The 24,409-nt window shown below is 41.1% G+C and carries 26 protein-coding genes; 12 read left to right on the plus strand and 14 right to left on the minus strand.

What is annotated here, in order from left to right; all coding sequences use genetic code 11:
- Nucleotides 1-43: 43 nt before the first annotated feature.
- Nucleotides 44-433: a TIR domain-containing protein gene (locus tag CIT02_RS01975; RefSeq protein WP_292613536.1), complete on the plus strand. Its 390-nt coding sequence runs from the start codon at nucleotides 44-46 to the stop codon at nucleotides 431-433.
- Between the two features lie 260 nt (nucleotides 434-693).
- Nucleotides 694-3,084 carry a hypothetical protein gene (locus CIT02_RS01980; protein WP_292613538.1) on the plus strand — a complete coding sequence of 797 codons (2,391 nt, stop codon included), beginning with the start codon at nucleotides 694-696 and terminating at the stop codon, nucleotides 3,082-3,084.
- Between the two features lie 355 nt (nucleotides 3,085-3,439).
- Here the strand turns inward: CIT02_RS01980 and CIT02_RS01985 are convergent, their stop codons facing one another.
- Genes CIT02_RS01985 through CIT02_RS01995 form a run of 3 tightly spaced genes read right to left on the minus strand, consistent with a single transcriptional unit; the run spans nucleotide 3,440 to nucleotide 5,710 of the window.
- Nucleotides 3,440-4,558, minus strand: coding sequence for a sensor histidine kinase (locus CIT02_RS01985; RefSeq protein WP_292613540.1), 1,119 nt, complete (start codon nucleotides 4,556-4,558; stop codon nucleotides 3,440-3,442).
- A 36-nt stretch (nucleotides 4,559-4,594) separates the two neighbouring features.
- On the minus strand, nucleotides 4,595-5,023 hold the full coding sequence (locus tag CIT02_RS01990; RefSeq protein ID WP_292613542.1) for a hypothetical protein: 429 nt from the start codon (nucleotides 5,021-5,023) through the stop codon (nucleotides 4,595-4,597).
- A 15-nt stretch (nucleotides 5,024-5,038) separates the two neighbouring features.
- Entirely contained in the window at nucleotides 5,039-5,710 is a 672-nt protein-coding gene (locus CIT02_RS01995; RefSeq protein WP_292613544.1) for a B12-binding domain-containing protein, read from the minus strand.
- A gap of 212 nt (nucleotides 5,711-5,922) precedes the next feature.
- Between CIT02_RS01995 and CIT02_RS02000 the strand changes: the two genes are divergently transcribed.
- Nucleotides 5,923-6,264, plus strand: coding sequence for a DUF488 domain-containing protein (locus tag CIT02_RS02000; RefSeq protein ID WP_292613546.1), 342 nt, complete (start codon nucleotides 5,923-5,925; stop codon nucleotides 6,262-6,264).
- Nucleotides 6,265-6,339: 75 nt separating this feature from the next.
- On the opposite strand, the gene CIT02_RS02005 is transcribed toward CIT02_RS02000, so the two are convergent.
- The 5 genes from CIT02_RS02005 to CIT02_RS02025 form a co-directional block, all read right to left on the minus strand.
- Nucleotides 6,340-7,236, minus strand: a complete 897-nt coding sequence (locus CIT02_RS02005; protein ID WP_292613548.1) for a PAS domain S-box protein — start codon at nucleotides 7,234-7,236, stop codon at nucleotides 6,340-6,342.
- Between the two features lie 143 nt (nucleotides 7,237-7,379).
- Nucleotides 7,380-7,826, minus strand: a complete 447-nt coding sequence (locus CIT02_RS02010; protein WP_292613550.1) for a response regulator — start codon at nucleotides 7,824-7,826, stop codon at nucleotides 7,380-7,382.
- Nucleotides 7,827-7,875: 49 nt separating this feature from the next.
- Complete coding sequence (locus tag CIT02_RS02015; protein WP_292613551.1) at nucleotides 7,876-8,172, minus strand: hypothetical protein; 297 nt, start codon at nucleotides 8,170-8,172, stop codon at nucleotides 7,876-7,878.
- 227 nt (nucleotides 8,173-8,399) lie between these two features.
- Entirely contained in the window at nucleotides 8,400-10,706 is a 2,307-nt protein-coding gene (locus CIT02_RS02020; RefSeq protein ID WP_292613553.1) for a PAS domain S-box protein, read from the minus strand.
- 355 nt (nucleotides 10,707-11,061) lie between these two features.
- The gene (locus CIT02_RS02025) at nucleotides 11,062-11,865 is read right to left on the minus strand and encodes a hypothetical protein (RefSeq protein WP_292613555.1); all 804 of its coding nucleotides are present in this window, start codon (nucleotides 11,863-11,865) and stop codon (nucleotides 11,062-11,064) included.
- A gap of 305 nt (nucleotides 11,866-12,170) precedes the next feature.
- Between CIT02_RS02025 and CIT02_RS02030 the strand changes: the two genes are divergently transcribed.
- From CIT02_RS02030 to CIT02_RS02040, 3 genes are all read left to right on the plus strand, one after another.
- A complete protein-coding gene (locus CIT02_RS02030; protein WP_292613557.1) occupies nucleotides 12,171-13,061 on the plus strand; it encodes a MoxR family ATPase in 891 nt (296 codons plus the stop codon).
- Nucleotides 13,062-13,068: 7 nt separating this feature from the next.
- On the plus strand, nucleotides 13,069-14,223 hold the full coding sequence (locus tag CIT02_RS02035) for a VWA domain-containing protein (protein WP_292613559.1): 1,155 nt from the start codon (nucleotides 13,069-13,071) through the stop codon (nucleotides 14,221-14,223).
- Between the two features lie 84 nt (nucleotides 14,224-14,307).
- Complete coding sequence (locus tag CIT02_RS02040; protein ID WP_292613561.1) at nucleotides 14,308-14,559, plus strand: hypothetical protein; 252 nt, start codon at nucleotides 14,308-14,310, stop codon at nucleotides 14,557-14,559.
- A gap of 110 nt (nucleotides 14,560-14,669) precedes the next feature.
- Here CIT02_RS02040 and CIT02_RS02045 read toward each other — a convergent pair whose 3' ends face one another.
- Nucleotides 14,670-15,446, minus strand: coding sequence for a metallophosphoesterase (locus CIT02_RS02045; RefSeq protein ID WP_292613563.1), 777 nt, complete (start codon nucleotides 15,444-15,446; stop codon nucleotides 14,670-14,672).
- A 114-nt stretch (nucleotides 15,447-15,560) separates the two neighbouring features.
- Nucleotides 15,561-16,331: an endonuclease NucS gene (gene nucS / locus CIT02_RS02050; RefSeq protein WP_292613565.1), complete on the minus strand. Its 771-nt coding sequence runs from the start codon at nucleotides 16,329-16,331 to the stop codon at nucleotides 15,561-15,563.
- A 416-nt stretch (nucleotides 16,332-16,747) separates the two neighbouring features.
- On the opposite strand from nucS, the gene CIT02_RS02055 reads away from it, so the two are divergent.
- Nucleotides 16,748-18,178, plus strand: coding sequence for a M48 family metallopeptidase (locus CIT02_RS02055; protein WP_292613567.1), 1,431 nt, complete (start codon nucleotides 16,748-16,750; stop codon nucleotides 18,176-18,178).
- Between the two features lie 198 nt (nucleotides 18,179-18,376).
- Nucleotides 18,377-18,658 (plus strand): hypothetical protein, encoded by a 282-nt coding sequence (locus CIT02_RS02060; protein ID WP_292613569.1) that lies wholly within the window; start codon nucleotides 18,377-18,379, stop codon nucleotides 18,656-18,658.
- Nucleotides 18,659-18,717: 59 nt separating this feature from the next.
- On the opposite strand, the gene CIT02_RS02065 is transcribed toward CIT02_RS02060, so the two are convergent.
- Complete coding sequence (locus CIT02_RS02065) at nucleotides 18,718-19,179, minus strand: hypothetical protein (RefSeq protein ID WP_292613571.1); 462 nt, start codon at nucleotides 19,177-19,179, stop codon at nucleotides 18,718-18,720.
- A 174-nt stretch (nucleotides 19,180-19,353) separates the two neighbouring features.
- The gene (locus CIT02_RS02070) at nucleotides 19,354-20,760 is read right to left on the minus strand and encodes an MFS transporter (protein ID WP_292613573.1); all 1,407 of its coding nucleotides are present in this window, start codon (nucleotides 20,758-20,760) and stop codon (nucleotides 19,354-19,356) included.
- A gap of 308 nt (nucleotides 20,761-21,068) precedes the next feature.
- Here CIT02_RS02070 and CIT02_RS02075 point away from each other — a divergent pair, with 308 nt between their 5' ends.
- From CIT02_RS02075 to CIT02_RS02085, 3 genes are all read left to right on the plus strand, one after another.
- Nucleotides 21,069-21,455 (plus strand): hypothetical protein, encoded by a 387-nt coding sequence (locus tag CIT02_RS02075; RefSeq protein ID WP_292613575.1) that lies wholly within the window; start codon nucleotides 21,069-21,071, stop codon nucleotides 21,453-21,455.
- A complete protein-coding gene (locus CIT02_RS02080; protein ID WP_292613577.1) occupies nucleotides 21,395-21,814 on the plus strand; it encodes a ZIP family metal transporter in 420 nt (139 codons plus the stop codon). Before CIT02_RS02075 ends, CIT02_RS02080 begins: the two co-directional genes overlap by 61 nt.
- A gap of 197 nt (nucleotides 21,815-22,011) precedes the next feature.
- Complete coding sequence (locus CIT02_RS02085; protein WP_292613579.1) at nucleotides 22,012-22,470, plus strand: HIT family protein; 459 nt, start codon at nucleotides 22,012-22,014, stop codon at nucleotides 22,468-22,470.
- Between the two features lie 2 nt (nucleotides 22,471-22,472).
- On the opposite strand, the gene CIT02_RS02090 is transcribed toward CIT02_RS02085, so the two are convergent.
- Nucleotides 22,473-23,186 (minus strand): HEAT repeat domain-containing protein, encoded by a 714-nt coding sequence (locus tag CIT02_RS02090; protein WP_292613581.1) that lies wholly within the window; start codon nucleotides 23,184-23,186, stop codon nucleotides 22,473-22,475.
- 49 nt (nucleotides 23,187-23,235) lie between these two features.
- On the minus strand, nucleotides 23,236-23,697 hold the full coding sequence (locus tag CIT02_RS02095; protein ID WP_292613583.1) for a metal-dependent transcriptional regulator: 462 nt from the start codon (nucleotides 23,695-23,697) through the stop codon (nucleotides 23,236-23,238).
- 238 nt (nucleotides 23,698-23,935) lie between these two features.
- Between CIT02_RS02095 and CIT02_RS02100 the strand changes: the two genes are divergently transcribed.
- Nucleotides 23,936-24,403 carry a DUF5518 domain-containing protein gene (locus CIT02_RS02100; protein WP_292613585.1) on the plus strand — a complete coding sequence of 156 codons (468 nt, stop codon included), beginning with the start codon at nucleotides 23,936-23,938 and terminating at the stop codon, nucleotides 24,401-24,403.
- Nucleotides 24,404-24,409 lie beyond the last annotated feature (6 nt).

Genomic DNA, 24,409 nt, shown 5'->3' on the forward strand with positions numbered 1-24,409 from the left:
GAAATTGCAAAATACTTTAAGACTTAGAATGGTGGGATCTTAAATGTTTCAGGAGGACATGAAAATTTATCATCTGTTTATCAGCCACAATGGCGAAGGAGACGAGGAATACCTAACCTTTATCCAGCGGCTCATCGAAGCACGTGATTTTGAATGGGAAGACCATGGAATCCCCGGGAATAACAGCAGCGAAGAATTGAAAAAACAGATTGAAGCAGCCGAGGTGGTAATCATTCTCTCCGGTCTATACGCACGACATCATGATTTAATCCAGGAGCAGGTGAATATTGCCCAAAAACTGGGAAAACCCCTGGTTTTAATTCGTCCTTATGGAATGGAAGAAGTTCCAGGGGAATTGGAGAAAATAGCCAGTGGTGTAGTGGGCTGGAATAGGGTGTGTATTGTAGATAGGATCCTGGAAGCCTTAGAATAGGAATAAACACGATTATATTCCATTTCCCCTCTTTTTTATTCTACATTTCAATAATCCATTGACTCCTGAAAAACATTAACTGAAATTATTAGAACTGGTAAATGTTCTTAATTAATTCTTTTTTTGAAAAGCGAATTAGATACTGCCCAGATACTGGAACTTTGTTTGTAAGGATAAAGTTTTCGGTTTTCAATCAAAGTGAGTACTTTATATAAATATTGAAATTAATATTAAATGAAAACTATATTTGGAGGTGAAAAATGAATAAAAAACATACGTTACTAATACTCATCACACTATTTTTTGCCATACTTTTATCCGGTGCAGTATCTGCAGCTGATATTTATGTTAATAGTTCCAATGGAAACGATGATAATGATGGTTTATCCTGGACCACCGCCAAACTCAGCATTGGCAACGCCACCGCCACGGTAAGTGAAAATGGAGTGGTAAAAATTGCCGATGGGGAATACAGTGGAATAAACAACACCAACATCACCATCAGTAAAAGCATGACCATTAACGGTTTAAGCCAGAATGGGGTTGTTATAAATGGATCTAGTACCAGTCAGATATTCAAAATTTTAAGTGGTGTCAATATCACCTTGAAAAACATCACATTCACCCATGGGTTATCCAACGTTGGAGGAGCCATCTACAATGCAGGTAATTTAACTGTGGAAAACTGTACATTCCTAAACAATCAGGCTGTTTATGTTAGCGGTTTTTTCAGCTGTGGAGGGGGTGCTATTTTCAACAGTGAGGGAATAGTTACCGTATCTGGTAGTACTTTCACTGCTAACACCGCAAACCCGGGTGAAGGAGGAGCACTCTGGAATGATTTTGGAACGATGGTAATTGAAAACTGCACCTTCAATCAGAACACTGCACTTAAGGGTTTGGGTGGTGCTTTCTTTGTCAGTGGGGGAACTGCCAGTGTTGGAAACTCCCTATTCACTGATAACAGAGCACTGGTAGGTGGAGCTATATGTAACTATAATATTGCTACCTTAACTGTCAACAATACCATATTCAACCATAACACGGCAACCAGCCCTTATTCTGGAGGTGGAGCTATCTATAATTCCAACGCTGCCGCCAATATACATAACTCCAAATTTTCCTCTAACCATGCTAATTTAAATGGTGGTGCTATCTGGAACAGTGCAACCATGACTCTCTCTGAATCCACTCTCTCTGGCAACACTGCGATTAAGGGAGGCGCCATTTATAATGGAAAGGGAACATTAGCCGTAGAAAATTGTAACATCAAAGATAACACTGCCCTGGCCATCAGTGAAACTTTAGACATAATTGCAGCTGGTGGGGGAATTTTCAATGAACCTGACAGCACACTGACCATTGACCACAGTACTATTCAAAGCAACATTGTCACTGCCACCGGTGAAGGTGTAAACGTGTCTTCTGTGGGCGGAGGAATATACAATGGGGGAAGTCTAGTTATCGATAACTCCAGCATCCAGCATAACGGTGTCACTGCCACCGCTACATCACAGCTTAATATTGTGTCTGCCGACGGTGGTGGGATCTACAACGATAATATTATCCTCATCAACAACAGCATCATCAAAAACAACACAGTCACTGCCACTGCCGATAGGGATGTAATCGCTAATGGTGCCGGAATCTTCAACAATGGGGATATGACCCTAAATAACAGTAAAATACAATACAACAGAATAGTTATCAACACCAATGCGGGGGTGGGTGCCTATGGCGGAGGAATACAAAATGGAGGAAATCTGTATATTAACAATAGCACCCTCCAATACAACACTATCTCATCCACCACTCCCGGTATAAATCGACTGGGAGGTGGAGCCATATCCAACACCTTCGCAGGGAATTTGTATATTGACTCCAGCAACATTGCCCACAATACTGTGGCCGCCATAGATGGGAGTGAATTCGCAGTTGGAGGTGGGATATACAATGAGAATGCCCTCATCATCAAAAGCAGTACCTTAGCATTTAACACCGTCACCGCTACCAATCCCGGGAAATATGCACCACTTGGTGGGGGTGTATGCAACTTTGGTGATATGATTGCCAATTTTAATAGGATCGTGAATAATTCCCCCGATGCCATACATAACGATGCAGAATCTGTTCCAGATCTCCAATACAACTGGTGGGGATCCAATGCTCCTGAATTTGAGAAATTCATCACCGGAACTACCAGTGATCACATTCCCTGGCTGGTAATGAGATACACAGCCATTCCCGGTGTCATACCTCAGGGCAGCACTTCTACCTTGATTGCTGACTTCACCTATGATTCTGATGGCGTATTCCATGATCCATCTTTAGGACATCTACCCGATGGTACAGTGGTGACTTTCACCACCAATCTGGGTAATGTGGGCAGTAAGACGGCTACGGCTTTAACACACAATGGTAGGGCAACCATCTTACTTCGTGGGGATGAAGCCGCTGGTTTTGCATTAACCTCAGCCATCCTTGACACTGAAACCATGTACACCCCGGTCACCATAACCGCAGCAACGGTTTCTGCTGCCACTAACCCCCATACCATTTCCATGCAAAACACAGGGACACCATTGGCCGGACTGATTTTAGCCATCCTGATGATCTCAGGCGGTTTTGTTAGCAACAGGAAAAACAGATAAAGGGATTTATATCCCTTTTTCCCCCTTTTTTATTTTTAAATTTCAATATCCATCTAATCCTACCATCTTTAGATAAGAAAGCCTTAAAATGATATTTTTAGGGCCAATTTGATGAATTCAACTATGAATATTATTAAAATGAATAGTAAAAAGAGGATTAAGAATTTTATTGTCCGGGGATTGGTGGTTATAATCATATCCTCCTGATGTTTGATATTCCCTTAAAATTGGATAGTTTCTATTTAATTTTTAATTTTACTAATTAATTTGATTGTTGATTGATTAAAGTGGTTAGTCTATGTGAATTAATAAGCACAGCAAACAGTCGGAAAGTATCAAAACTAATAAGATCCTTTTAAACTCCCAGTTCTTTAAAGGTAATTGTAAACTGAGATCCGTGGCTATTTTCAAGTTTTAATTTTCCATTTAACTGGCTGGTTAAACTGGTTACCAGTTGCATGCCCAATGAGTTGGTTTTAGTATAATCCAGGTCAGGAGGAAATCCTATTCCATCATCACTAACCTTTAAAACGAATTCATCTTCGTCTTTACCGAAGGATATGGAAATTTTGCCTCCACTGTCGCCGGGAAATGCGTGTTTCATGGAATTGGTTACTAACTCATTCAGGATTAAGCCCAGGGGGATGGCAGAGTTGATATCAATATTCACTTCCTGGATGTTCAGTTGGAGGCCAATTCTACCGGGGTCCTTAACATAGGTGCGATACAGGTCATTGGCCAGGGTGGTTATGTACTCCTTGAAGTCAATATTTTTAAGATCAGTGGATCTATACAGGCGTTCATGGATTAAAGCCATGGATTTAGCTCGGTTCTGGCTTTCCTTGAATATTTCTTTAGATTCTTCATCTTTTAAGTAACTTGACTGGAGATTTAGGAGGCTGGAGATGATCATTAAATTGTTTTTAACCCGGTGGTGTACCTCCTTTATGAGCATTTCCTTCTGCTGATTTAACTGTTCAAGTTGAATATTCTTTTTAGTTAACTCCCGCTGGGCATTGGTGAGATCATTATTGAGGCGGCCCAGTTCTTCATAAATCTTAGCTTCTTTAGCTTCCTGCTCCTGGAATTGGGTGGTGAAATACTTCATAACCCCCCTAAGAGCACTGCTTTGTTCATGGTTAACCTGGGTTAGGTGTTCCATGAAATGAAAAGCGCCATCAGCGGATTTTGCCCCAAAAATCAGCATATTCTGGTTTACTAAGAACCCGGAGACATGTGCAACCATCAATTCATCTTCAAATCTTAATGTCAATTCCCAGTCGTAAACAGCATCTTCATTTTTTATTCTTTCAATAAAATCCTGTGCCTTTTCCTGGCTCCCTTCATCCTCGATTTTCAGGAAAGGTTCTCCTATTTTAAAAGATCCTAATCCCAGGTTATCATAGAAAATTTCAATGATTTTCCCATTGTAATCGCAGGCCAGGCCAAAGGATTCCACCGTGCTCTCTGCCATGAATTTTTCCCCCTTTATTAAAAAAATGAGTTTAGTTTAATTTTCTTCGGTTAAAGTCTGCTGGTAGTTGATCATCCAGTTAAGGAACGGGTTGATTTCATCGGCATATTCTGAGGGTAAGGTCTCATTAACCACATCACGGTATATCTTTAAACGGTTTAGAACGTGTTCCATTTCCACTCCATCATGGGGAAGCCGGTCCTTGGCCCATTCAAGTTCATCTTCCAATAGTGCCAACTCACCCGTGGACAGGGCAGCTTCCATCATCTTGGTGGTAAAATCTAAACCCGCAGTTAATAATTCCTGTGCAATTTCCCCGTGATGTGCAACCTCTTGTACGCGTTCAAGGGAACGGCGGACAGTTTCCTTAATTATAGTATCTTCATTCTCCTGGAAGGATGTGAGGGCCTCCGGGGAGACTGGTGATAATTCATTTTTCGGAAAATTGGATTTTTTTGTGGACATATATTTTTACCGTTCCTATGATGAAATTATCTTTTCAGCCAGGGTTATGGCCTCTACAGCATTAGGGGAGCACCCATCTGCCCCTATTTTCTCCCATAGTTTCGGTGCCAGGAGAAAGGGTCTGCCCCCAACCATTATCTTAATTTCTGATATATCCGGCGTGTTTCTGATTAATTTTATTAAATCCATCAACGTCTGCAGGTTGTAATGTATAGATGCTGACAGAGCAACCAAATCTGGTTTTATATCAATGATGGTTTGCAGGATGCTTTCATTGGGTGTGTTGGCCCCCAAGTAGTAGGTATCCCAGCCTTCCATTTCAAATAGGTCCGCCACCATTCTTAACCCCATTTCGTGCATCTCCCCTGCAGCACACGCTGCCACCATCTGGTGGCCATTTTTTTGCGTGGAAAATATATAGGGATAAAGCTGGGACATGATACTCTGGGTGGCTGCCGTACAGAAGTGTTCATGGGCCACGGTTATTTGATTGGTTTGCCACAGGCGACCTATCTCGTGCTGAGATGCCTCAAAAACATGCATATAAATATCTTTAATTGATGTTCCTTCTTCCACTGCCTGTATTATCATATCACTGGCTTCATTTCTCCTGAGATTTAAAAGGGTATCCATATAATTTTTAGCCAGCGGAAAAAATTGACCAGATTCCTCTTCGAATTGATCCATGCCACTCCCCCTATTAGATATTAATATATAGTTTTTGATCCTATTTGTTTTTTATGGGAATTGTTGTTTTAGGCCCTTGTGTGGCCCCTTAAACCTACAGAAGATTAGATCAGTAAAATGCCATGCTCCGTTTGATCTTTATGAAGAAATATTTATTAATGATGCTGTTTTAAGATGTATTAAGCTGAATAAAGTCATGTGGTGGTTTTACAATGATTCAAATTAAAAGAGCATATAAGGAAGTAAGCAAGGATGATGGCTTTAGGATACTGGTAGATCGTCTGTGGCCCCGGGGACTGAGCAAGGAAAAATTAAAAATAGACCTATGGCTCAAGGAGATAGCACCCTCCCCTGAACTTCGAAAATCATTCGGGCACGATCCTGATAAATGGGATTGGTTCCGAACCAGTTATATGGAAGAATTAAAGGAAAAATCCGAGTTAATATCCCGTGTTAAAAAATTGGGACAGGAAAAGGGAAAGGTAACCCTGGTTTACGCTGCCAAGGATGAAAAACATAACAACGCCGTGGTTCTCCAGGAACTAGTTAAATAGTAAACCGCACCTCAGAAGTCCAAGGGAAAATTAAAATACCTCCATATTCACTAACTATATCCGATCATCCTTTTATCAGGCAAATTTATCCATGTGTTCATCCCGGTAATCATTTTGGATTAGGGGTTTCATGGCCTCGATCATGCTGCCCATGATCAGGAAGAAATTCTCATCCTTCTCCCTTAAAGCATCCATTAATGACCTTTCTACACTTTTCCGTGAACTTATATCAGTGAGAATGGAAATTGCACCTAAATAGCTCCCATTTGGTTTGAATAAAGGGGTGGATGAAACCAGGACATGTAAATAGATGCCCTGCTTGTTCTGTAATTTTAATTCATAGGCATTGCTTCGGCCACTTTCCTTCTGGTTCAGATGGTATCTGATCAATTTTTGACCATCACGGTCCGTGAAGTGGGAAATATCCTTTTGAAGCATTTCTGATACTTTATAACCCAGCAGGTTAGCAATGGATTGGTTGACATAGGTTAATTTGTGATGTGAATCCATTAAAAAAACACCAGACTGGGCTTTTTCCACCATTAACCGGTATTTTTCCTCACTTTCCCTTAATTTACGTTCAATATTCTTGCGTTCCATTGCATACTGGATGGATTTAACCAGTAACTGACTTTCAATCTGTCCTTTAACCAGGTAATCCTGAGCACCTTTACTCACTGCTTTAATAGCTAATTCTTCATCAGCAAGGCCGGTTAATATGATTATGGGAGTGTTTGGGGCTTTTTTATTGGTGGTGATGAAGGTGTGGATACCGTGACTATCCTGGAGATGAAGATCGAGCAACAGAACATCCACATCTTCTTTATCCAGTATGGTTAATCCCCCTTGGAGATTATCCGCATGGAGAAAATTAAAATGAATACTCTGTACATCCTTAAGCATCTCTCTTATCAGAACCATATCTCCCGGGTTATCTTCAATAAGCAGGAGTTTGACCGGATTTTCATACATGATAATCACAAGTAATTAGTCTATTCATATTAATAAAATTTCTAAATTTAATATCTTACTGATCGGAGTAATAGTTATGTATAAAGGGTGATCATTAATTAATTTTTTGTAAAAATAGATTTTATAAAATAATTTTTTAAATTTCATTCATTTAGGGGGAATTTTACAATGTTAAGCCAGAAATCCTCTATGATTCCAACCACCCTAATGAAATGATTTAGGTCAAAGGGTTTGGTAATGTAACAATTGGCATTATTCTGGTATGCCTCTACAAGATCGTCTTCAGCAGTGGAAGTGGTTAATACCAGAACCGGAATACATTTAAGGCTTTTATCAGCTTTAATTTCTTTAAGTACTTCCCTTCCATCCTTTTTTGGTAAATTTAAATCCAGTAAGACCAGGTCCGGCCGGATGGCATGGGAATGTTCGCCTTCTTTTCGAAGCATTTCCATGGCCATCTCCCCATCCAGAGCCACCTGCATCTGGTTATCGATCTGGGCATCCTTAAACACTTCTTCAATTAGGCGAATATCTCCCAGGTTGTCTTCAATTAATAATATTTTAACTGGATTCCTCATACCTGGTTGCATAGCCCTATCCTCCCGATGTGCCCTACATTTTAAAGGAACTTATGGTGAACTAACTTTTAATTTGATTTTTAGTGGAATTAAGGGACATATTCTGTTCCAAATACCTCAATCTCTCGGATAAAAAGTCCAATACAACTTTTCTTTCTTCAAAGGCCACATTTTTTTTAGAAAGCATGTTAATGAGTTCCGTGGTGCTTCGGACCGATTGAGTACCGGTTTCCTCATCCATGAGTATGATGTCTCTTTTACCTATTTCCTTGGCTGGAGCCACACAGACTGCACCTAAAATATTGCCCTTTCTATCCTTCACATCCATGCTGCTGACGAACTTCTTCCCGTCTTTCATGGTAAATCACCTAATTACAATTAGATACATCTTGTATAAATATATTTTTCCCCAGTTTATTGATCGGTATATACTCGGTATTGATTGAAAAAATCTTATTTTACAAAGGAGAATTCACAGGATAAGTTATTTTTAAGGAGAAAAATCTATTTTTAATTCATTTGCCAGGGAAATGATGTGAATAAGTCTATCTAATTAAATTTGCAATTTTCATTAAAAATTAGGAATTAAGATCTGATGGTAAAGTAGAAGGTAGTTCCATTCCCTGGTTCAGATTCCGCCCAGATTTCACCACCATGCTGGTGTACAATCCTCTGGGCAATGGATAAACCAATACCTGATCCCTCGTATTCCTGGTGGGTGTGAAGTCTCTGGAAAATGGTGAAAATCCGTTCCAGATGTTTGGGTTCTATTCCAATCCCATTATCACTTACCGAAAATTGGAAAAAATTCCTTTGCTTTTTACAGGATACATGGATTAGGGGTTCCTTTTCACTGCGGTACTTAATGGCATTTCCTATAAGATTCTGGAACAATAAAACCATTTGATTTTCATCGGCTCGGAGTGTGGTGGGTAGATTATCATGGGTTATCCGGGCATGGTTTTCATTTATGGCAATGTTGAGATTTAATTTAATTTTATCCAGCACTTTATCCAGGTCCACTTCCGTGAACATCACATCCTTGTTGGCTATCCGGGAGTATTCTAAAAGGTCAATGATCATACTGTCTAAACGTTTAGCACCGTCCACCGCGAAATTTATGAATTCCCGGGCATCATCATCTAATTTATCCTTATAGCGCCTTTCCAGTAGTTGCAGGAAATTGGTGATCATCCTCAACGGTTCCCTTAAGTCGTGGGAAGCTACATAGGCAAACTGTTTCAAATCAGCATTGGATTTAGCCAATTCTTCAGTGCGCAGTTTAACCTGTTCCTCCAGATTCTCCCAGTACTTCCGTAGTTCTTCCTCGGCATTCTTACGTTCTGTTATATCACGGGCAGCGGCAAAAACCCCCACGACCTCACCATGTTCATCCCGATAGACTGAGGCATTGTACAGAACAGGAGTTATGCTGTTGTTTTTGTGTTTGATCTCCAGAGGATAATCCCTCACCAGTCCGTACTGGAAAACTTGCTGGTATCCTTTCTCAGCATCTTCAGGATTGGTGAAGTAATCTGCAAAGTCAGTTCCAATTAATTCTACCCTGGAATAGCCAGTTACCTTTTCTGTGGCCCGGTTAACATCGGTGATCCTACCATCGGGGCCAATGGTCACCTGTGGATCAAGGGAGGTCTCTATGAGATTACGGTTATAATCATTGGCCCTTATTAACTCCTGGGTACGTTCTTCAACCTGTTCTTCCAGATTATTCATTGCCTCTTTAAGTTTTTGTTCCACCTTTTTACGGTTGGTGATATCGCGATTGGTTTCTAAAAAGATTTTTTCACCGGATATACCAGTGATTAGCTGCAAGCGACTTTCAACTATGATTTTTTTACCGTTTTTCATTTGGTGGATCAATTCACCAGACCAGGTCTGGTCTTGGTCCAATTCTTTAAGTATTTCCTGGAATCCCACGGTGAATTCGGTTTTCAGGAGGTCATGACCACGAGCACCAATAGCTTCATGGTAACTGTAGCCATACAACCTTTCTGCACCCTGGTTCCAGGATAATATTTTGGAATCAGAATTCCAGGAGAAAATAGCTTCGTAGGAAACATCCAATAAAGCAGCGTGTCTTTTTAATTCTTCTTCAATCTTCCGGTGTTCGGTGATATCTTCAAAGGTAGTGTAAACCTGGTAGGGTTTATCCTGGCCATTTTCAAATTCAGGAACCGCGTGTATATTTAACCAGGTGTATCCCTCACGGGGAGGATATTTAACTCCCATAATAATATTTTTAACTTCTTTTCCTGTTTTTAGAGCAACCATGGAGGGATGTTCATCTCCGTGGAAGGGGGTGTAATCTTCATGTATAGCCTGCCATAGGGGGTCTTCAGAAGTCCTATTTTTAACCTGTTCAAAGGTGTATCCCATAATTTCCTCGGCCGCAGGGTTCATGGACACTATACGGCCCTTTTTATCCTGATAAACAACACCCTGAATCATGGTTTCATATAGACTTTTATAACGGGCTTTACTCTCTTTCAGATCTTTTTCATTCATTTTACGATGAGTAATATCCCTAATAACCATAATGTTCTTGATAATTCCAACATCAGTGAAAATAGTAGAAGTTACCTCAGCATAGAAAATAGAACCATCTTTGCGCCGGAAAGTTAACTCCGCTTTTACCCTACCATTCTGAATACTTTGACGACGGGCAGATATTAAAGATTCATCTTGAAGCACTAATCTTTCTCTTCCCGCAGTTATAATCTCTTCCTGGGTCATTCCAAACATGTTTTCTGCACTTGGGTTGGCTGCAAGAATGAAACCATCTGGTTTGGTAATTAACATGGCATCTAAACTACTTTTGAAAATTGAATCATATACACCCCGATTTTGATCAGAATTAGAATTATCTACCATGCAAATCACTCCACCCCGATACTGATTAACGTGAATAGTTATACTGATAAGTTAGGATTATTTCCCTACACATACTAACCTGGGCAATTAAGGGAAAATAAATCATTTGAATAATATATCATAGGATCTATAAATGATCATAGGATTCTAAAATGTTTGATTAAAAAATACTACTTATACCCAAGGTAAACAGCATCATTACCTTTTATTGTGATAACTGTTAACAATAACAATTTTTATTGAAAAATTATTTAACTGATTTGTAGGCATATTTTTCTAAAAATTAGGTTTTTTTAAAATAAAGGCAATTTACCACTTAAAAACTTAAATTAAAAGAAAAATAACCTATTAAAGTTTACATAGCCTGGAAACAGACAGATAAAAGTTTCTTAGTTTCCTGATAAGCCTGGTTATAGGATGCCCATTCTGGTATTTCATAGACAACAGTGCGGATACCTGCTGATGCCAATGGATTAGATACCGTAATGGTAGAAGAACCATGCTCGGTATTGGCACTGGAACGGTAGTAAGTGAATTCTGGTAGTTTTTGGTCCACGAGTTCACCAATGGCCACCGATGGAGAGTCCATTTTAGGTGTGGCTATGAAGTAACCCCGACCATAACCCGGGGCATGATCATGGCATATGATCACTGCATCGATATTGGATTTCTTGATATCGGCAATCACGTACTGTGATACCAGTCCCTCTCCACTTTCACGACCGGTAACATAATTATCTGGGTTATTGGTCACGTTAACAATGTAATGAACAATGGCCTGATTAGAGGATAAGCTGTACTGGTTAACCACATCGGAAGCTGTGCGGATGGAAAGCTTCTCCCGGGGATGCATTCCAGTGATAACTGCTACGGTCTTTTTACTAGCAGTATCATTTGATGTGGCATTAGCTGAGATTATGACCTCCTTACTGACTGATCCACGGTAATCAGAAGCAATAACAGTTGGTGCAGATACGGAGTCGTTGAAATAGGGTGCCAAGAAAACAAAAAATCCCACAGCAGCCATGGTTATAATGACTATAAGGGACAAAGTTCCGTAAAACTTTACTCTGCTCCTACCGGGTTTGGTTTCAGAGTAATATAGCTTACCCCCACATTGACATTCATCAAAATCCTCCGGGGATTCATCATCTTCCAACTGGTAGTAGCCACCACAACTCGGGCAAATCAAATAAGGCATATGGGAATAATTTAATAAAATTGGCCTATTTAAGTTTTGCGCCTCATGATAGTGGATTAATTCTATAAATTCCATTAAATTATTTAGTTATCACTACAACCGGGATAAAAATCTGGTAAAATAAAATTAGAAAAGTTAAGGTCGGAGAGGTTGGTATAAAATCAGATAGGGTTCATATTTTGTAGGACCAGATACATATATAATGTGCGGAGACAATTTTTCTAAACGATCCATGTTACAATTTTAAGCAGACTCTAAACTTTATGGAGGTAACTAACATAAAAACCAATACAAAATCAGGTACCACTAAAAAAGGTGTTTACAGCATCGATTACATCAGGGATGCCCTGGTGGGTGCCCGTTACATTCCTGATGATAATATAATCACCATCCTCTACCTCTCCCTTGAACTGGGAAAACCCATCCTGGTGGAAGGTCCCCCGGGGACCGGTAAAACCCAACTGGCCAAGGCTATTTCCCAGGCTTTAAGTAGGGATTTTTTCCGGGTGCAATGTTACGAAGGCATAACCTTTGAACAGATGGTGGGAGAGTGGAATTATCAGAAACAATTACTCCACCTGGAGATGTCCCGTCTTAAAGAGACTGAACAGGATGTGTTTTCCGAGGAATTCTTCATTAAAAGACCATTGCTGCAGGCCTTCATTAACCCAGTTCCGGCAGTGTTATTGATTGATGAAATTGATAAGGCTGATGAGGAGGTGGAAAGCTTCCTTCTCCAGGCTCTGGGAGAAAAGGAGATCACGGTAAATGATCTGGGAACATTCATCCTAAAAAACGATCTGGTGGTTGTTTTAACCTCAAATTCACAGAGAATGCTTTTAGATGAAACCAGAGACCGGTGTCTTTTCCTTTATATTGATTACCCTACCCTGGAGAGAGAAATGGAAATTGTTAAGTCCCTGGTACCAGAAGCACCCCACGAGCTGGTGGAGAAAGTGGTGGGGATCATGCAGAGGATTAGGAAACTGGAGTTAATGAAGATACCCTCTATTCGGGGAACAGTGGACTGGATACGTACCCTGCTTTTAACCTCAGAGGATGATTTCAGTGATGAAACCCTGGAGAAAACTGTCCAGGTAGTTTTAAAATCAGAGGAAGACCGTGAAAAGGTGAATACCCGGATATTCAAGTGATGGTTTTATGGATAAGATAGTTGCATTTTCTGGTACTTTACGCGAGAAGGGATTTCCCGTCAGTATCCGAAGTACCCATGCAGGTAAAGAAGTTTCTAAATTAATAGCTGAAGAAGATCCACTCTTCAAGTCAGCACTGGCCGCAGTGTATGTCAAAGAACGGAGACAGAGGGAATCGTTTAACCAGGTTTTTGATGAGTTCTTTGAGGGGGTTGTTGCTGATGGAGAGGAGGAAGGAGATGAAGGCACTTCAAGCAAGGCCTCTGATAAAAATGTCTGGTCAAAAAGTTCACAAAAATGGGTCATCACTAACCAGGAAGATGATAACAGCGAAGTAAAAGCCCCCGAGATACAGTCCAGTGAATTCAATTACCATCCTCCACTGGAAGATTATAATGAGGACACACCCAGTGATTCAGAACTTCTCAGGCGGGATATTAACACCCTGAATTCCTTTGAACCGGAACTTTTCCTGTTGTGTCAGAAGATGGGTAAAAAGATTGCTATGGTGCGTAGCCGGCGCCAGCGCCAGGCAAAGATCATGCGACCCGATGTGCGCCGTACCATCCGTAAAAATCTTCAAAATGGTGGGGCCCTTATTGACCTGGTTAAAAGTAAGCCCCGGATTAAAAAGAACCACCACTTCTTTTTAAATGATGTGAGTGGTTCCTGCGACTGGATCAGTAACTGGTTTTTTTGTCTGCTCTACGCTGCCCAGAATTCCTTCCGCCGGGTTCGGGTATTTGATTTTGACAATCGTTGCGTGGAAACCACCAGCGCCATGGGTGAACCCGATATGATGGAAGCTTTTATCAAGGTTCGGGATATTTTACATAAGAATCTAATGGTCCACGGGACTAGCAACATGTACCATGCCTTTGAATCCTTTTTAGGTAAGGCTCAACTTAACCGTCGTTCCACCCTTATGATTCTCACTGATTGCCGGGATTGGGCTGGTCCCAAGGTAGATGGGATACCGCAGAGTGCGGAGCTGGTGGGGAAGATGAGTCGTAAGTGCCGGAAGGTGATGATACTCAACCCTGAGGAGAGGAAAAAATGGGATGTGGTGGATAGCTGTGTTTCCCATTACCGTGATGCTGGTGCCGAGATACACGAGGTCCGGAACCTTAATCAGCTGGCCCTATTGGTAAGGGATCTTTAATTATAACCTAAACTTTAATCATAACCTAAACCATTAGTTCTGATGTTTAGGAAAATTCATGAATTTACAGGGGAAGGTGGTTAAATGGATGAAAATAAAATTGAAGACTGGTACGTGGTTTGTCGGAATACAAAATGCAGGCATCGCTTTCCTATTCCCCCGGACACCGCTGTGGAGTGGAAGAAGCAAAAATTCAGGGGTGTCTGCGGCCACGGGGAGGATAAAGTAATTTTAGAATTAAAAGAACCAGTTGAATGCCCGGAATGTGGAGAGGAAAGTTACCGGACCATTCCCCGAAACTTTCGTGGACCAACCAGTAAATCCTGTTCGGTTTAATTGATTAGGAGTATCATTCAACGTTTAACTGAAAAAAGGGCTTAAAATAAAAAAGTTTGTAAAATTAGCAAACATTCCTTATTAAGAATTTGGACCCATGGAATTTGCCCTCAATGGAGGTATCTTACCATTTTCTTAAGATCGCCCCCATTTTTAATCTTTTTTTCCAGGTCCAGTTCCACATATACTTTTCTACCTTTAGTGTAACTGGAGGATATAATCAGCTGGTTTCCGTATAGTTTATAGCCATCCACTGGTGTGTGGCCTACCATCATGGCCTGACAGCCCACTGCCTCCAGGAACTGGTCCACATCCTGCTTACTGTACTCGGGGTAACGTCTCCATAGAAGCTCAAAAAGGGACTGGTTAGCCGAATAACCCCTTCGGGTTATGTTCATTATTTGCTGTAGTGATCTAACATTTTCAGGAGGGCCTGAATGACTGATAAATACTCCATTTGATGTTTTAACTGCTACTGGAAGTTTTTTAAAAAAACTGGTATATTCATCGAGTTTAACCTTCCATTGACTGCCATACTTGTCTTTTAAGAGTTTTTCAAAAATGAGACTTTGGTTAACTCCACCCTTGTAAACTGGATTGCCGGTTATGGTTGCCCACTCATGGTTTCCCAGTAAAAGGTGGAAACCGGGATATTTCTTGCAGTCTAAATGGATTTCTTCCAGTAATTCCAGGGACTTATCTGCTTCTTTGGTCCCCATGGCATGGATGAAATCTCCAGTGAAAATGAGGTACTTGTCTTTAACTGGTATATTCTTCCATATTTGGAGTAGTTTATGGAAGTCTTTAAGGTTTCCATGAAGGTCGCTGGCAAGTACTGCCAGGCCCCGGCGTGGTAGTTTTATAACGTCCCCTCCCTGATCAGACATGGTATATAATTTGATGTTTGATGGTATTAGTCCCTTACCACCCGAAAAATCAGGGAAATAAATTCAAATTAATGACATCAAATGCTAAAAAATAGTAAAAAAAATCTAACGATTTTATTCCGAACTACTGCGCCCAAAGAAGTTTTCCAGGGTAACCACTTTATCGGTGCCTAATTCCCGGGGTGGTTCAAGGGCTTTGAATTCCATTCCCAGTTCTTCCAGTAATTCCAGGGCATCATCCGTAGCTGATGGAGCAACCAGCACCCCCCGCACTTTTTCTTTATGGTCACTGAAGCAGTCCACGTACCGTCTTAACTGTTTAACTGCATTGGTACCTGCCTTCCGGCTTTTAAGCTCCAGAATAGTGATGTTACCATCCTGGTCCTTTCCCAGTATGTCAATAAAACCCTGTGGTGTATGATATTCACGTGAAGTGGGGCGGAATCCCTTTTCAAATACTTCCGGGTCTTTAAATATTAGGTCCCCCATGTTAGCCTCGTATCCTGCCAGTTCAAGGATTTCTGAATCTTCACCTATAAAATAGGATATCATATGGGTTTGCAGGATTTTAACTTCCAATGATTCAGAGGGATTTCGTCTAACACCCTTTATTTTAACCATTCCCTGGTAAATATCAGCAGTTACTTTGGTTTTGGGAGGTTGCCAGTTTACCGGGTCCAGGTTTCGGTCCTGGTGGATGATGAATGAACCATCTGATTTTATTAAAATGATCCTGTCTCCTAATCCCAGGCGGCTAACAGCCCTTCCATCGTAATCTACACGACAGCAGGCCATGATGGTGATAACTGCTCTTTTGGATAATCCTTCATTGATAATCTCTAGTACACGTGGGGTGTCCGGGTTTTTTTCTTCCACCAGTTTCATGATATGAATTTCAGAGCTTATATTAAAAATATTTCACTGTTATAATAATATAAGAATTATAATTATTAATTAACATAATAGAACTAATCCTTTACTCCCTTTACCTCACTTAATGCTTTTTTAGATTCTTTCAAAGCCCAGAGAAAGATAGAATGATATAATAACCTTAATAATTGCATAATACTCTTTATAATTACACAAACATCCCTATATCGCCTTATAAAAACATAAAACAATAGAATTTGAGTATTTATGGAGTAATGGAGATTTGTAGTATCATTAGCTCCATTCAAGATGTCTAAATAAGAATATAGTAGAATTTATTAAATTGAGGATACATATTTATGGGCATTAATAGGAGAAAGTGGCTTTGATAATGAAACTTTAGAATTTATTAAAAGAGTGGTTGGGTGAGCATGTTGGAAACAGACCTGTTAATTGACACCGAACTCTCAAAAATGCACCTGGAAAAAGCACTGGATTTTTTACATAAATTCTATCTACTGCCCCAATCAGAATTATTTAAAAATGTTTCTAAAACTGTGGAGGATGGTGTGGGAGTTCTATCTTACACTGCCACCGACCCGGAGAATAAATGGGAAGTTGGGATTAAAATCAGGGCTACCAATCCCTTCCAGGTCAAGTTTACCACCAGTGCACCCCCAAAATTAGAACCAGACCATGAGCTGGATGTCCTTAAAGAAGATATTCTAATTGGTCTTCACACCTTTGAGGATGCCATTCGCCAATCCACCCTCTATTTTGCATGGGTGGAGGGAGAGGATATCATACCAGAAGCACCTCCCACCCGCCGTAAAAAGGCCTCCTTTCGTATGTTTGGAAGCAATATGATCCTGATTTACCTCTTATTCTTTGGAGTTAACCTGGTTCTTTTTCTTTTACTGGGCGTGATAGCAGCCATTATTGCCATATTAGCCCTTCAGTTTGTAATTGTCCTTTTTTCCGACCGTTTACTGCTTCGGACCAGCGACTGGAAGATTACCTCTGATAATCCCCGGGTGCATATCCTGGAGTACCAGTTACCCCTGGAAGAATACCAGAAATTCCAGGAGAAATTCAATGAAAATATTATCATTAAAATGAAGGAGGAAATTTACCAGAAAAGCCTGGGGGTGGGACTAACTCCCACCTGTGAACTGGGTGAAGAAACATTCCAGGCGTACGGTTTCCACTGCCAACCTGATTTAAAGGTATCCAAGGTGGTTGATGTTTACAGTATAGTGCAGGAGGCCGCTAGTAAGTTCAACATTACCATGCCCCAAGTGGCCGTGAGTAACACCATGATACCCAATGCCGCTGCCACTGGACCCAGCCCTAACCGGGGCTTAGTCCTCATAACCACCGGACTTCTGGTGCAACTGGAAGAGGATGAAATTTTATCGGTGATTGGCCATGAAATGGGCCATCTATCTGGAAGAGACCCCCTGATTCTTTTCAGCATAATTTCCGCTGAATTCTTAATGAGATTCACCATACTATTCCCCCTGGTAGCCCTATCTCCCTTTATTTACCTGATTGTGGCCCTGGGGGTTATATTCTTCGTGGCTAAATTCTTTGAAACCCGGGCCGACCTCCTATCAGCCATGAAAATTGGCCAACCCCATGTCCTGGCCAGTGCTCTGCGTAAAATTGGTTACCAGCGACTCCATGCCGAAAGGATATCCCCCACCAGACTCCCCTCCTGGGTTAACTTCGACCCCCATCCCCCCATATATTTCCGTATCGACCGCCTGGAGAATATGAAATCACCCCCAGAAGTTAAAAACCCCCTTATAAGATCAGCCCGGGACGTGGTTAATGGATTTAAACGTACCCTGGGCCTATAAACGATTTACTAGAAATAAATGATAGATCCTGTTTTGGTAATGAGTTTAATTGGCAAAAGTTTAGTTGGTAAAGAATTTAATTGTTAAGAGGTTATTAGTTGAAAAAAGGTTAGAAATATAATATGGTGAAAAATAGGATAAAAATAGGATTAGATAATAGGATCATAGATTATCATTGTCAAAAAGAAGTGGTGTAAAATGCAGATTGATGTTGATTCTTTAAAGGAGTCGGATAAAGGATGGGATGTGCAGCTAAAGGTCACCCTTTCACTGGAAGAGATGTCCCAGATTGATCATTCAGCCCTTAGGGATGATGGTGATTTTAAGGTAGACCCTGAGGAGAGTTCGGTGCTCTATTTCCATTCACTGTTGAGTGGGGCTGAACCATGGGAAGATGAACCACTGGAGGAACTGGTCAGAGCCATTAAACTGGAAGTTGAGTACCGGGTGAAACGATTGTTTAGGGTTAAACCTGTATAATTTGGTGAATTTGAATATTAACCCTATACTCTTTATTTGTGGAATCAACAAGGATTTATTTACGATTTAAATAAACTTATAATGAGTTTTACAACCTCCACCAGGTTAGCTATCACCAGTACTACCATTACCAGTATAAGAACCATTTTCACCAGTACGGTTATTCCACTGCTTAATATGAAGGGGAACACCACATACAAGTAGTAGGCCACCATAAATGACAGAATATTCAGTATTATTTTAATTAAGCTTCTGAACCATCCGGGGTGATATATTAAGAAGAGTATATTGCCTACTATAGAAGCACCAATGGAGAGGTTAAATATCCACAAAACTTCCTGGAAGGAAGGGGCTATGAAACTCAGATTCCAGGAGAGAAGATTGTTTACAATGTACAGGAATACCAGATTAGCTATTATGGCTACAATGAATTCTGATTTTTGGGGTTTCTTTTCTTTCAGAAATTTTTTAAAAAAATCCTTTTTATTTCCCTTATCTTCAGTGTTAGAAGTTTCTTTCAATTATACCACCTCATGCATCTATCCTTAATTTTCAGGACCCGTAAGATTAGATAACCGTAATATAAATGATAATTATTTGGTTGTACTAATTATTATTTACTCATTTTTTTACTCATGGGGATTAAAGTCTATCATCAATTTTTTAAAGACCCTTGAAACATTATCCGCACGATATTAATTATTCACACGTGTATCTGACCTATACACCCCTATATATGTAAAAACTGCCCCTAATGCACTGATGGTGGCAAATATATAGAATGATACATTAAGGCCTTCCAGGAAGAGGGGATAATTGGAAGGTGCTATTTCCACATTGCCCAGGAAGCCAGTTAAGATTAACAGAAAGATTCCCAGGCTCAGTGTCTGACCAATAAAAATCATGGTGGAGAGGGTGGCGGACCCCACACCGTAGAATTTACTGGTTAATGATCCCAGGAAATTTTGATTGGTAGGTGCGGAAAACAAACCTAATCCCACACCGACCAGGAGTAATCCGACAACTACTTGGAGAAGGGGAGTTTTAAGATCCGAAAAGGCAAGAATCAATAATCCTAGCGTACATACAACTGCTCCTAAGAGGATAATTCCTTTATTATCTCTTTTGTCAATCCAACGCCCCACCAATGGAGATAATAGGGCCACAGCCAGTGGCTGGACCGCCAGGATTAAGGCCGTGCTAATGGTGTCCAGACCCCGCAGGTTCTGCAGGTAAAGACTGAGGAGTGTCCACATTGCCGAGGTTCCAATGGTCACCAGGAGCAGAGCAGAGCCTGAAAAACGGGTTAGTTTGTTTTTGAAAATTTTAAGGGAGATAATAGGGTTAGGGGAGTCCTTTATTACTTTAAAGAAGAATGCCATCCCCACCAAACCAGCCAGGAGAAAAACTTTCCCTGAAACCTCGTTTAGTGTGGAGAAACCATACATTAAACTGGAAAGGGAAAGTGCATAGATCAGTGATCCCAACAGATCGAATTTTTCACCGTCAGAACCCTTCCACTCTCCTTTAAACCGGGTTAATATAAGGCCCAGGGCAAACAGGCCAATGGGTACGTTTATGAGAAAAATACTTCTCCAACCTAAATTTTGGGCCAGGAAACCTCCCAGGAGGGGTCCCAGGAATAGGCCAAGATACACCGCACTGATCTCAATCCCCAGTACTCGGCCCCTTTTTTCCGGGGGAAAGATGGAGATCAAAAGGGCCACCCCAGTGGCAAATATCAGGGCACATCCTGCTCCCTGCAGGAAACTGAAAAAAATCAAAGTCAACCCCGAAGTGGAAACACTGGCCAGTAGAGATGCCAGGGTGTAAACTACAAAACCAGCAGCGAATATTTTTTTACGGCCATGTATATCAGCCAGCCGGCCAAAAGGCAATACCAGTGCAGCGTTGGCCAATGTAAAGGCAGTGGGTATCCATCCCAGGAGTAATATGTTCACTGCCAGTTCATTCTGGATAAGGGGAAGAATTAGACCTAGGGATGATCCCATAAATGGTATCAGTACAGAACCGATGATTACCAGGACCAGTGCACACCTTTCCACAGAAACCTCTGTTGTGTTCTTTGGAGTTGAATCCATTGATTTTTACCTGCCTATATTGTAATCATTTCCCTATTACTAGTAAACATATTCCCTATTACTATCTTCCACCCTCTATTTAGGATTATTCCTCTTTGGCCCTTTCCCCAAATTATGGAACACTAAAACTCCAGTTATGGAGGATATCTCAGTTATGGTGGAGATAGGGGGAATGGTGCGAATTTTTTAAGGCTAATTGTTTAAGTATTTAAAGGAAGGTGTTAAGTAATTAAAATAATAGTTATAGTATAAATGGAATCAGAAAAAAATGATCAGGGATATTCTTAATGTGAACTTAGTGATTTATTATGTTTTCCAGATTAATTATGGTGGGGATATGGGGTTGTGTGGCTGGATCTGCACTCATTTTGGGGGCAGTCTTTGGTTATTATTTCCAACTTCCCAAACGTCTGATTGCCACCATCATGGCCTTCGGTGCCGGGGTTCTCATGTCAGCGGTGTCCTTTGAACTTCTGAACGAGGACTATACCCTGGGAGGGGCACCGCATCTGGTGGCTGGATTTATCATTGGTGCCCTTATTTTCACCATCACCAACCTTTACCTGGCACGTAAGGGTGCCAAACACCGAAACGATCAGTTAAACCTGAGGAATACGAAGATGCTAATGGTGCCATGGCCATTGCCGCAGGTTCGGTTATTGATGGAATCCCGGAGTCAATTGCCATTGGTCTAACCATGATCGGTGGTGGCGCAGTGAGCACAGCCACCGTGGTTGCCATATTTTTATCCAACATACCCGAGGGCCTTTCCAGTTCGGCAGGGATGAAAAGTGATGGTTGGTCCCCTCGTAAAGTATTCTCCCTGTGGCTGGTAATTACCATAATCACGGCCATATCTTCACTGTTGGGTTATTCTGTATTCAGTCAACTGCCCGTAGAGGTGATAGCGGTTACGTTGGCCATTGCTGCCGGGGGTATACTGGCCATGGTGGTGGATACCATGATTCCCGAGGCTTTTTCCCAAACCCACAACTTGGCCGGGATGGTAACGGTGATTGGTTTTGCCATTTCTTTTATCCTCTCAAAATTATGATATTATCCTTTAAAAGGAGATAATATCTTAAAAAAATGATATAAATCTCCTTTTAAATTATAACTTATCCATTGCATATAAATTCAAAAATAAAAATTAAACTCTAGAATTGTTGTATTGATATAAAAAGTGTTGGAATGAAAATGCTGAAATATAAAATGTGTAATATAATTCAGTAAAGAGAGGGAGATGGATAGATGAGTATTGAATGTCCTTACTGTGAGAAACTGGATGAATATAACTTTGGTGACCCCCTGGTTGAAACTGAACACTGGATCGTGTTTCTGGCCCCCAACCAGAGCAACCTGGGCACCTGTGTGGTAGCTTTAAAAAGAGAACAACGTACTTTGACTGGTCTTTCCCCGGAGGAATGGGAAGATTTTATCAGTCTTTTAGAAAACATGGAAGGAGCAGTTAAAACTGCCTTTGACGCCACCCTATTTAACTGGGGCTGCCTCATGAACACCTTCTATCTGGATGGCACTCCCGAACCACAGTTACACTGGCATTTCATACCCCGCTATAATCATGAGGTAGATTTTGCCGGGCATATTTTCGATGACCCTCATTTTGGCCACATGCACCCCCGACCTCTTAAGGATATATCCCCTGAGGTGCGTGTTAAAATTGCCAGTAAAATAAGAGAATTTCTGTGAATCTATTTTTTCTTTTCCTTCAAACGAGTGTTGAGTTCCTGTATTGCCTCTTCCACCTGGAGGCGTACGTACCATTTTTCATCGTCCATGGCATTTAAAAGGGGCTTAATAGCCCGTTCATCCCCAATTTTTCCCAGTGCTCCTGCGGCGTGCCTGCGTACGCTCACATCCTCATCTTTCAATGCCTCGATTAAGTCAGGTACTGCTCTTTCATCACCGATCATGCCCAGAGCTTCTTCAGCTGCACTGCGGAAGCTGAAATCATCCGCTTTAAGTGCTTCCAGTAACTGATCAACTGCCCTTGGATCGCCTAAACGGCCCAGGGCCAGGGCTACGGTGTTCCTGATCCTTTCATCCTTTAGTGATTCTAATAGAGGTAGGAGGGCCCGTTCATCACCAATTTCCCCCAGTGCCTCGGCAGTGTGCTGACGAACATACCATTTTTCATCGCGCAGGGATTGTAAAAGGAAGGGAGTAGATTCACTGTCACCTATTTTTCCCAGGGAACTGGCAGCATTCCACCGCACATCACTATCCTCATCATTTAACGCTCCAATAAGGGCTTTAACTACTTTTTCGTCCTTAAATTTTCCCAGAGCCCGGGCAGCAGTGGCTCGATTTTTACTGTCACCTTTCTGTAGTGCTTTTATAAGACCGTTAATATTCCCCTCACTTTCAAGCTTAGCCACATCAGGGTTGAAATCGAACAATCCCATTGTTTATCCCCCTTATAAACATGTCCTTCAAAATTACCATAGAGCTGGATTACAATTTACTTTCACTGGCCAGGGTTCCTTTTTCGGCGTATTCCCTGAATTTTTCCATGTAATTGCAGGCGTCAGGGAAGAGATCATTGAATTCCACGAATTTCCGTAATTTGCTTATGGTGGAAACATCCATGACATGTTCCATGGAACAGGCATCATCTTCTGCTATTTCCGGATCCACACCCATCAATACCAGGAAGTCCTTGAGCAGGTGATGACGGCAGCTTACCTCTTGGGCAATTTTGATTCCATCATCCTTTAGTTCAATTGTACCATAACGCTCGTAGGAGACCATGTTCATTTTTGAGAGCTTTTTAACAGCCTCAACCACGCTGGGAGGTTTTACTCCCAAGATCTCAGCCACATCTTTCACTCTGATGGCTCCCTGTTCCTGTTGCAATGAGTACATGGCCTCCAGATAATCCTCTACACTGCGGGTTATTTTCATGAAATCTGTCATTGTAATTTATTCTGTTCTTTTTATTCTATTAACCTTTTCTTATCCACAGTATTCAAAGTAAGATGTGGACATTGAATCCTTCTCTCTGCCCTCTGTTGTGAAATCTTTATACAAACCTAATGGAAAGCCTTATAAACCCTAATATACTTATAGAGTCAGCATAGATAGATTAAGGTGGAGATTAGAATAGTAGTTTTAATCTGATTTAGGAAATAAATTCTGATAGAGGGATATGTAGATGCCAAACTTCAGTATGGAAATGGCCATTTTAACCAGCATGATACTGGGCCTTATAATGGCTTTTTTTAATGTGGGGGGCGTATTTGCCCTGGTTATAGTGGGATTTGTAGCCGTTTTCCTTACCAAAGATGAAGATGCCAGCTATAAAGTTGGTGCACTGGCAGCAATTCTACTGGCCCTACTTTACTTCGTAATCTGCCTGTTCACTCCCCCAGATTTACCATATCAACTCCCCAATGCCGTGACCATAGGAGTGGGTTATGCAGTTGACGGTCTTTTCACCCTTGTTCTGGGACTGCTGGTCAGTGTGGTTATCTATGGATTGTTTGGATCCATTGGTGGTTATTTCGCAGATAAACTCTTTAAATCCCAGGATAAACCCAAAAATCCCCGGATCAGTGAAAGACCAAAAAGGATCATTAAACGGAAACAAAAACCCCAGAGAAGAACCCTTAACCGCAGATAATTCCTT

Source organism: Methanobacterium sp. BAmetb5, assembly GCF_003491305.1.
Lineage (GTDB): Archaea > Methanobacteriota > Methanobacteria > Methanobacteriales > Methanobacteriaceae > Methanobacterium.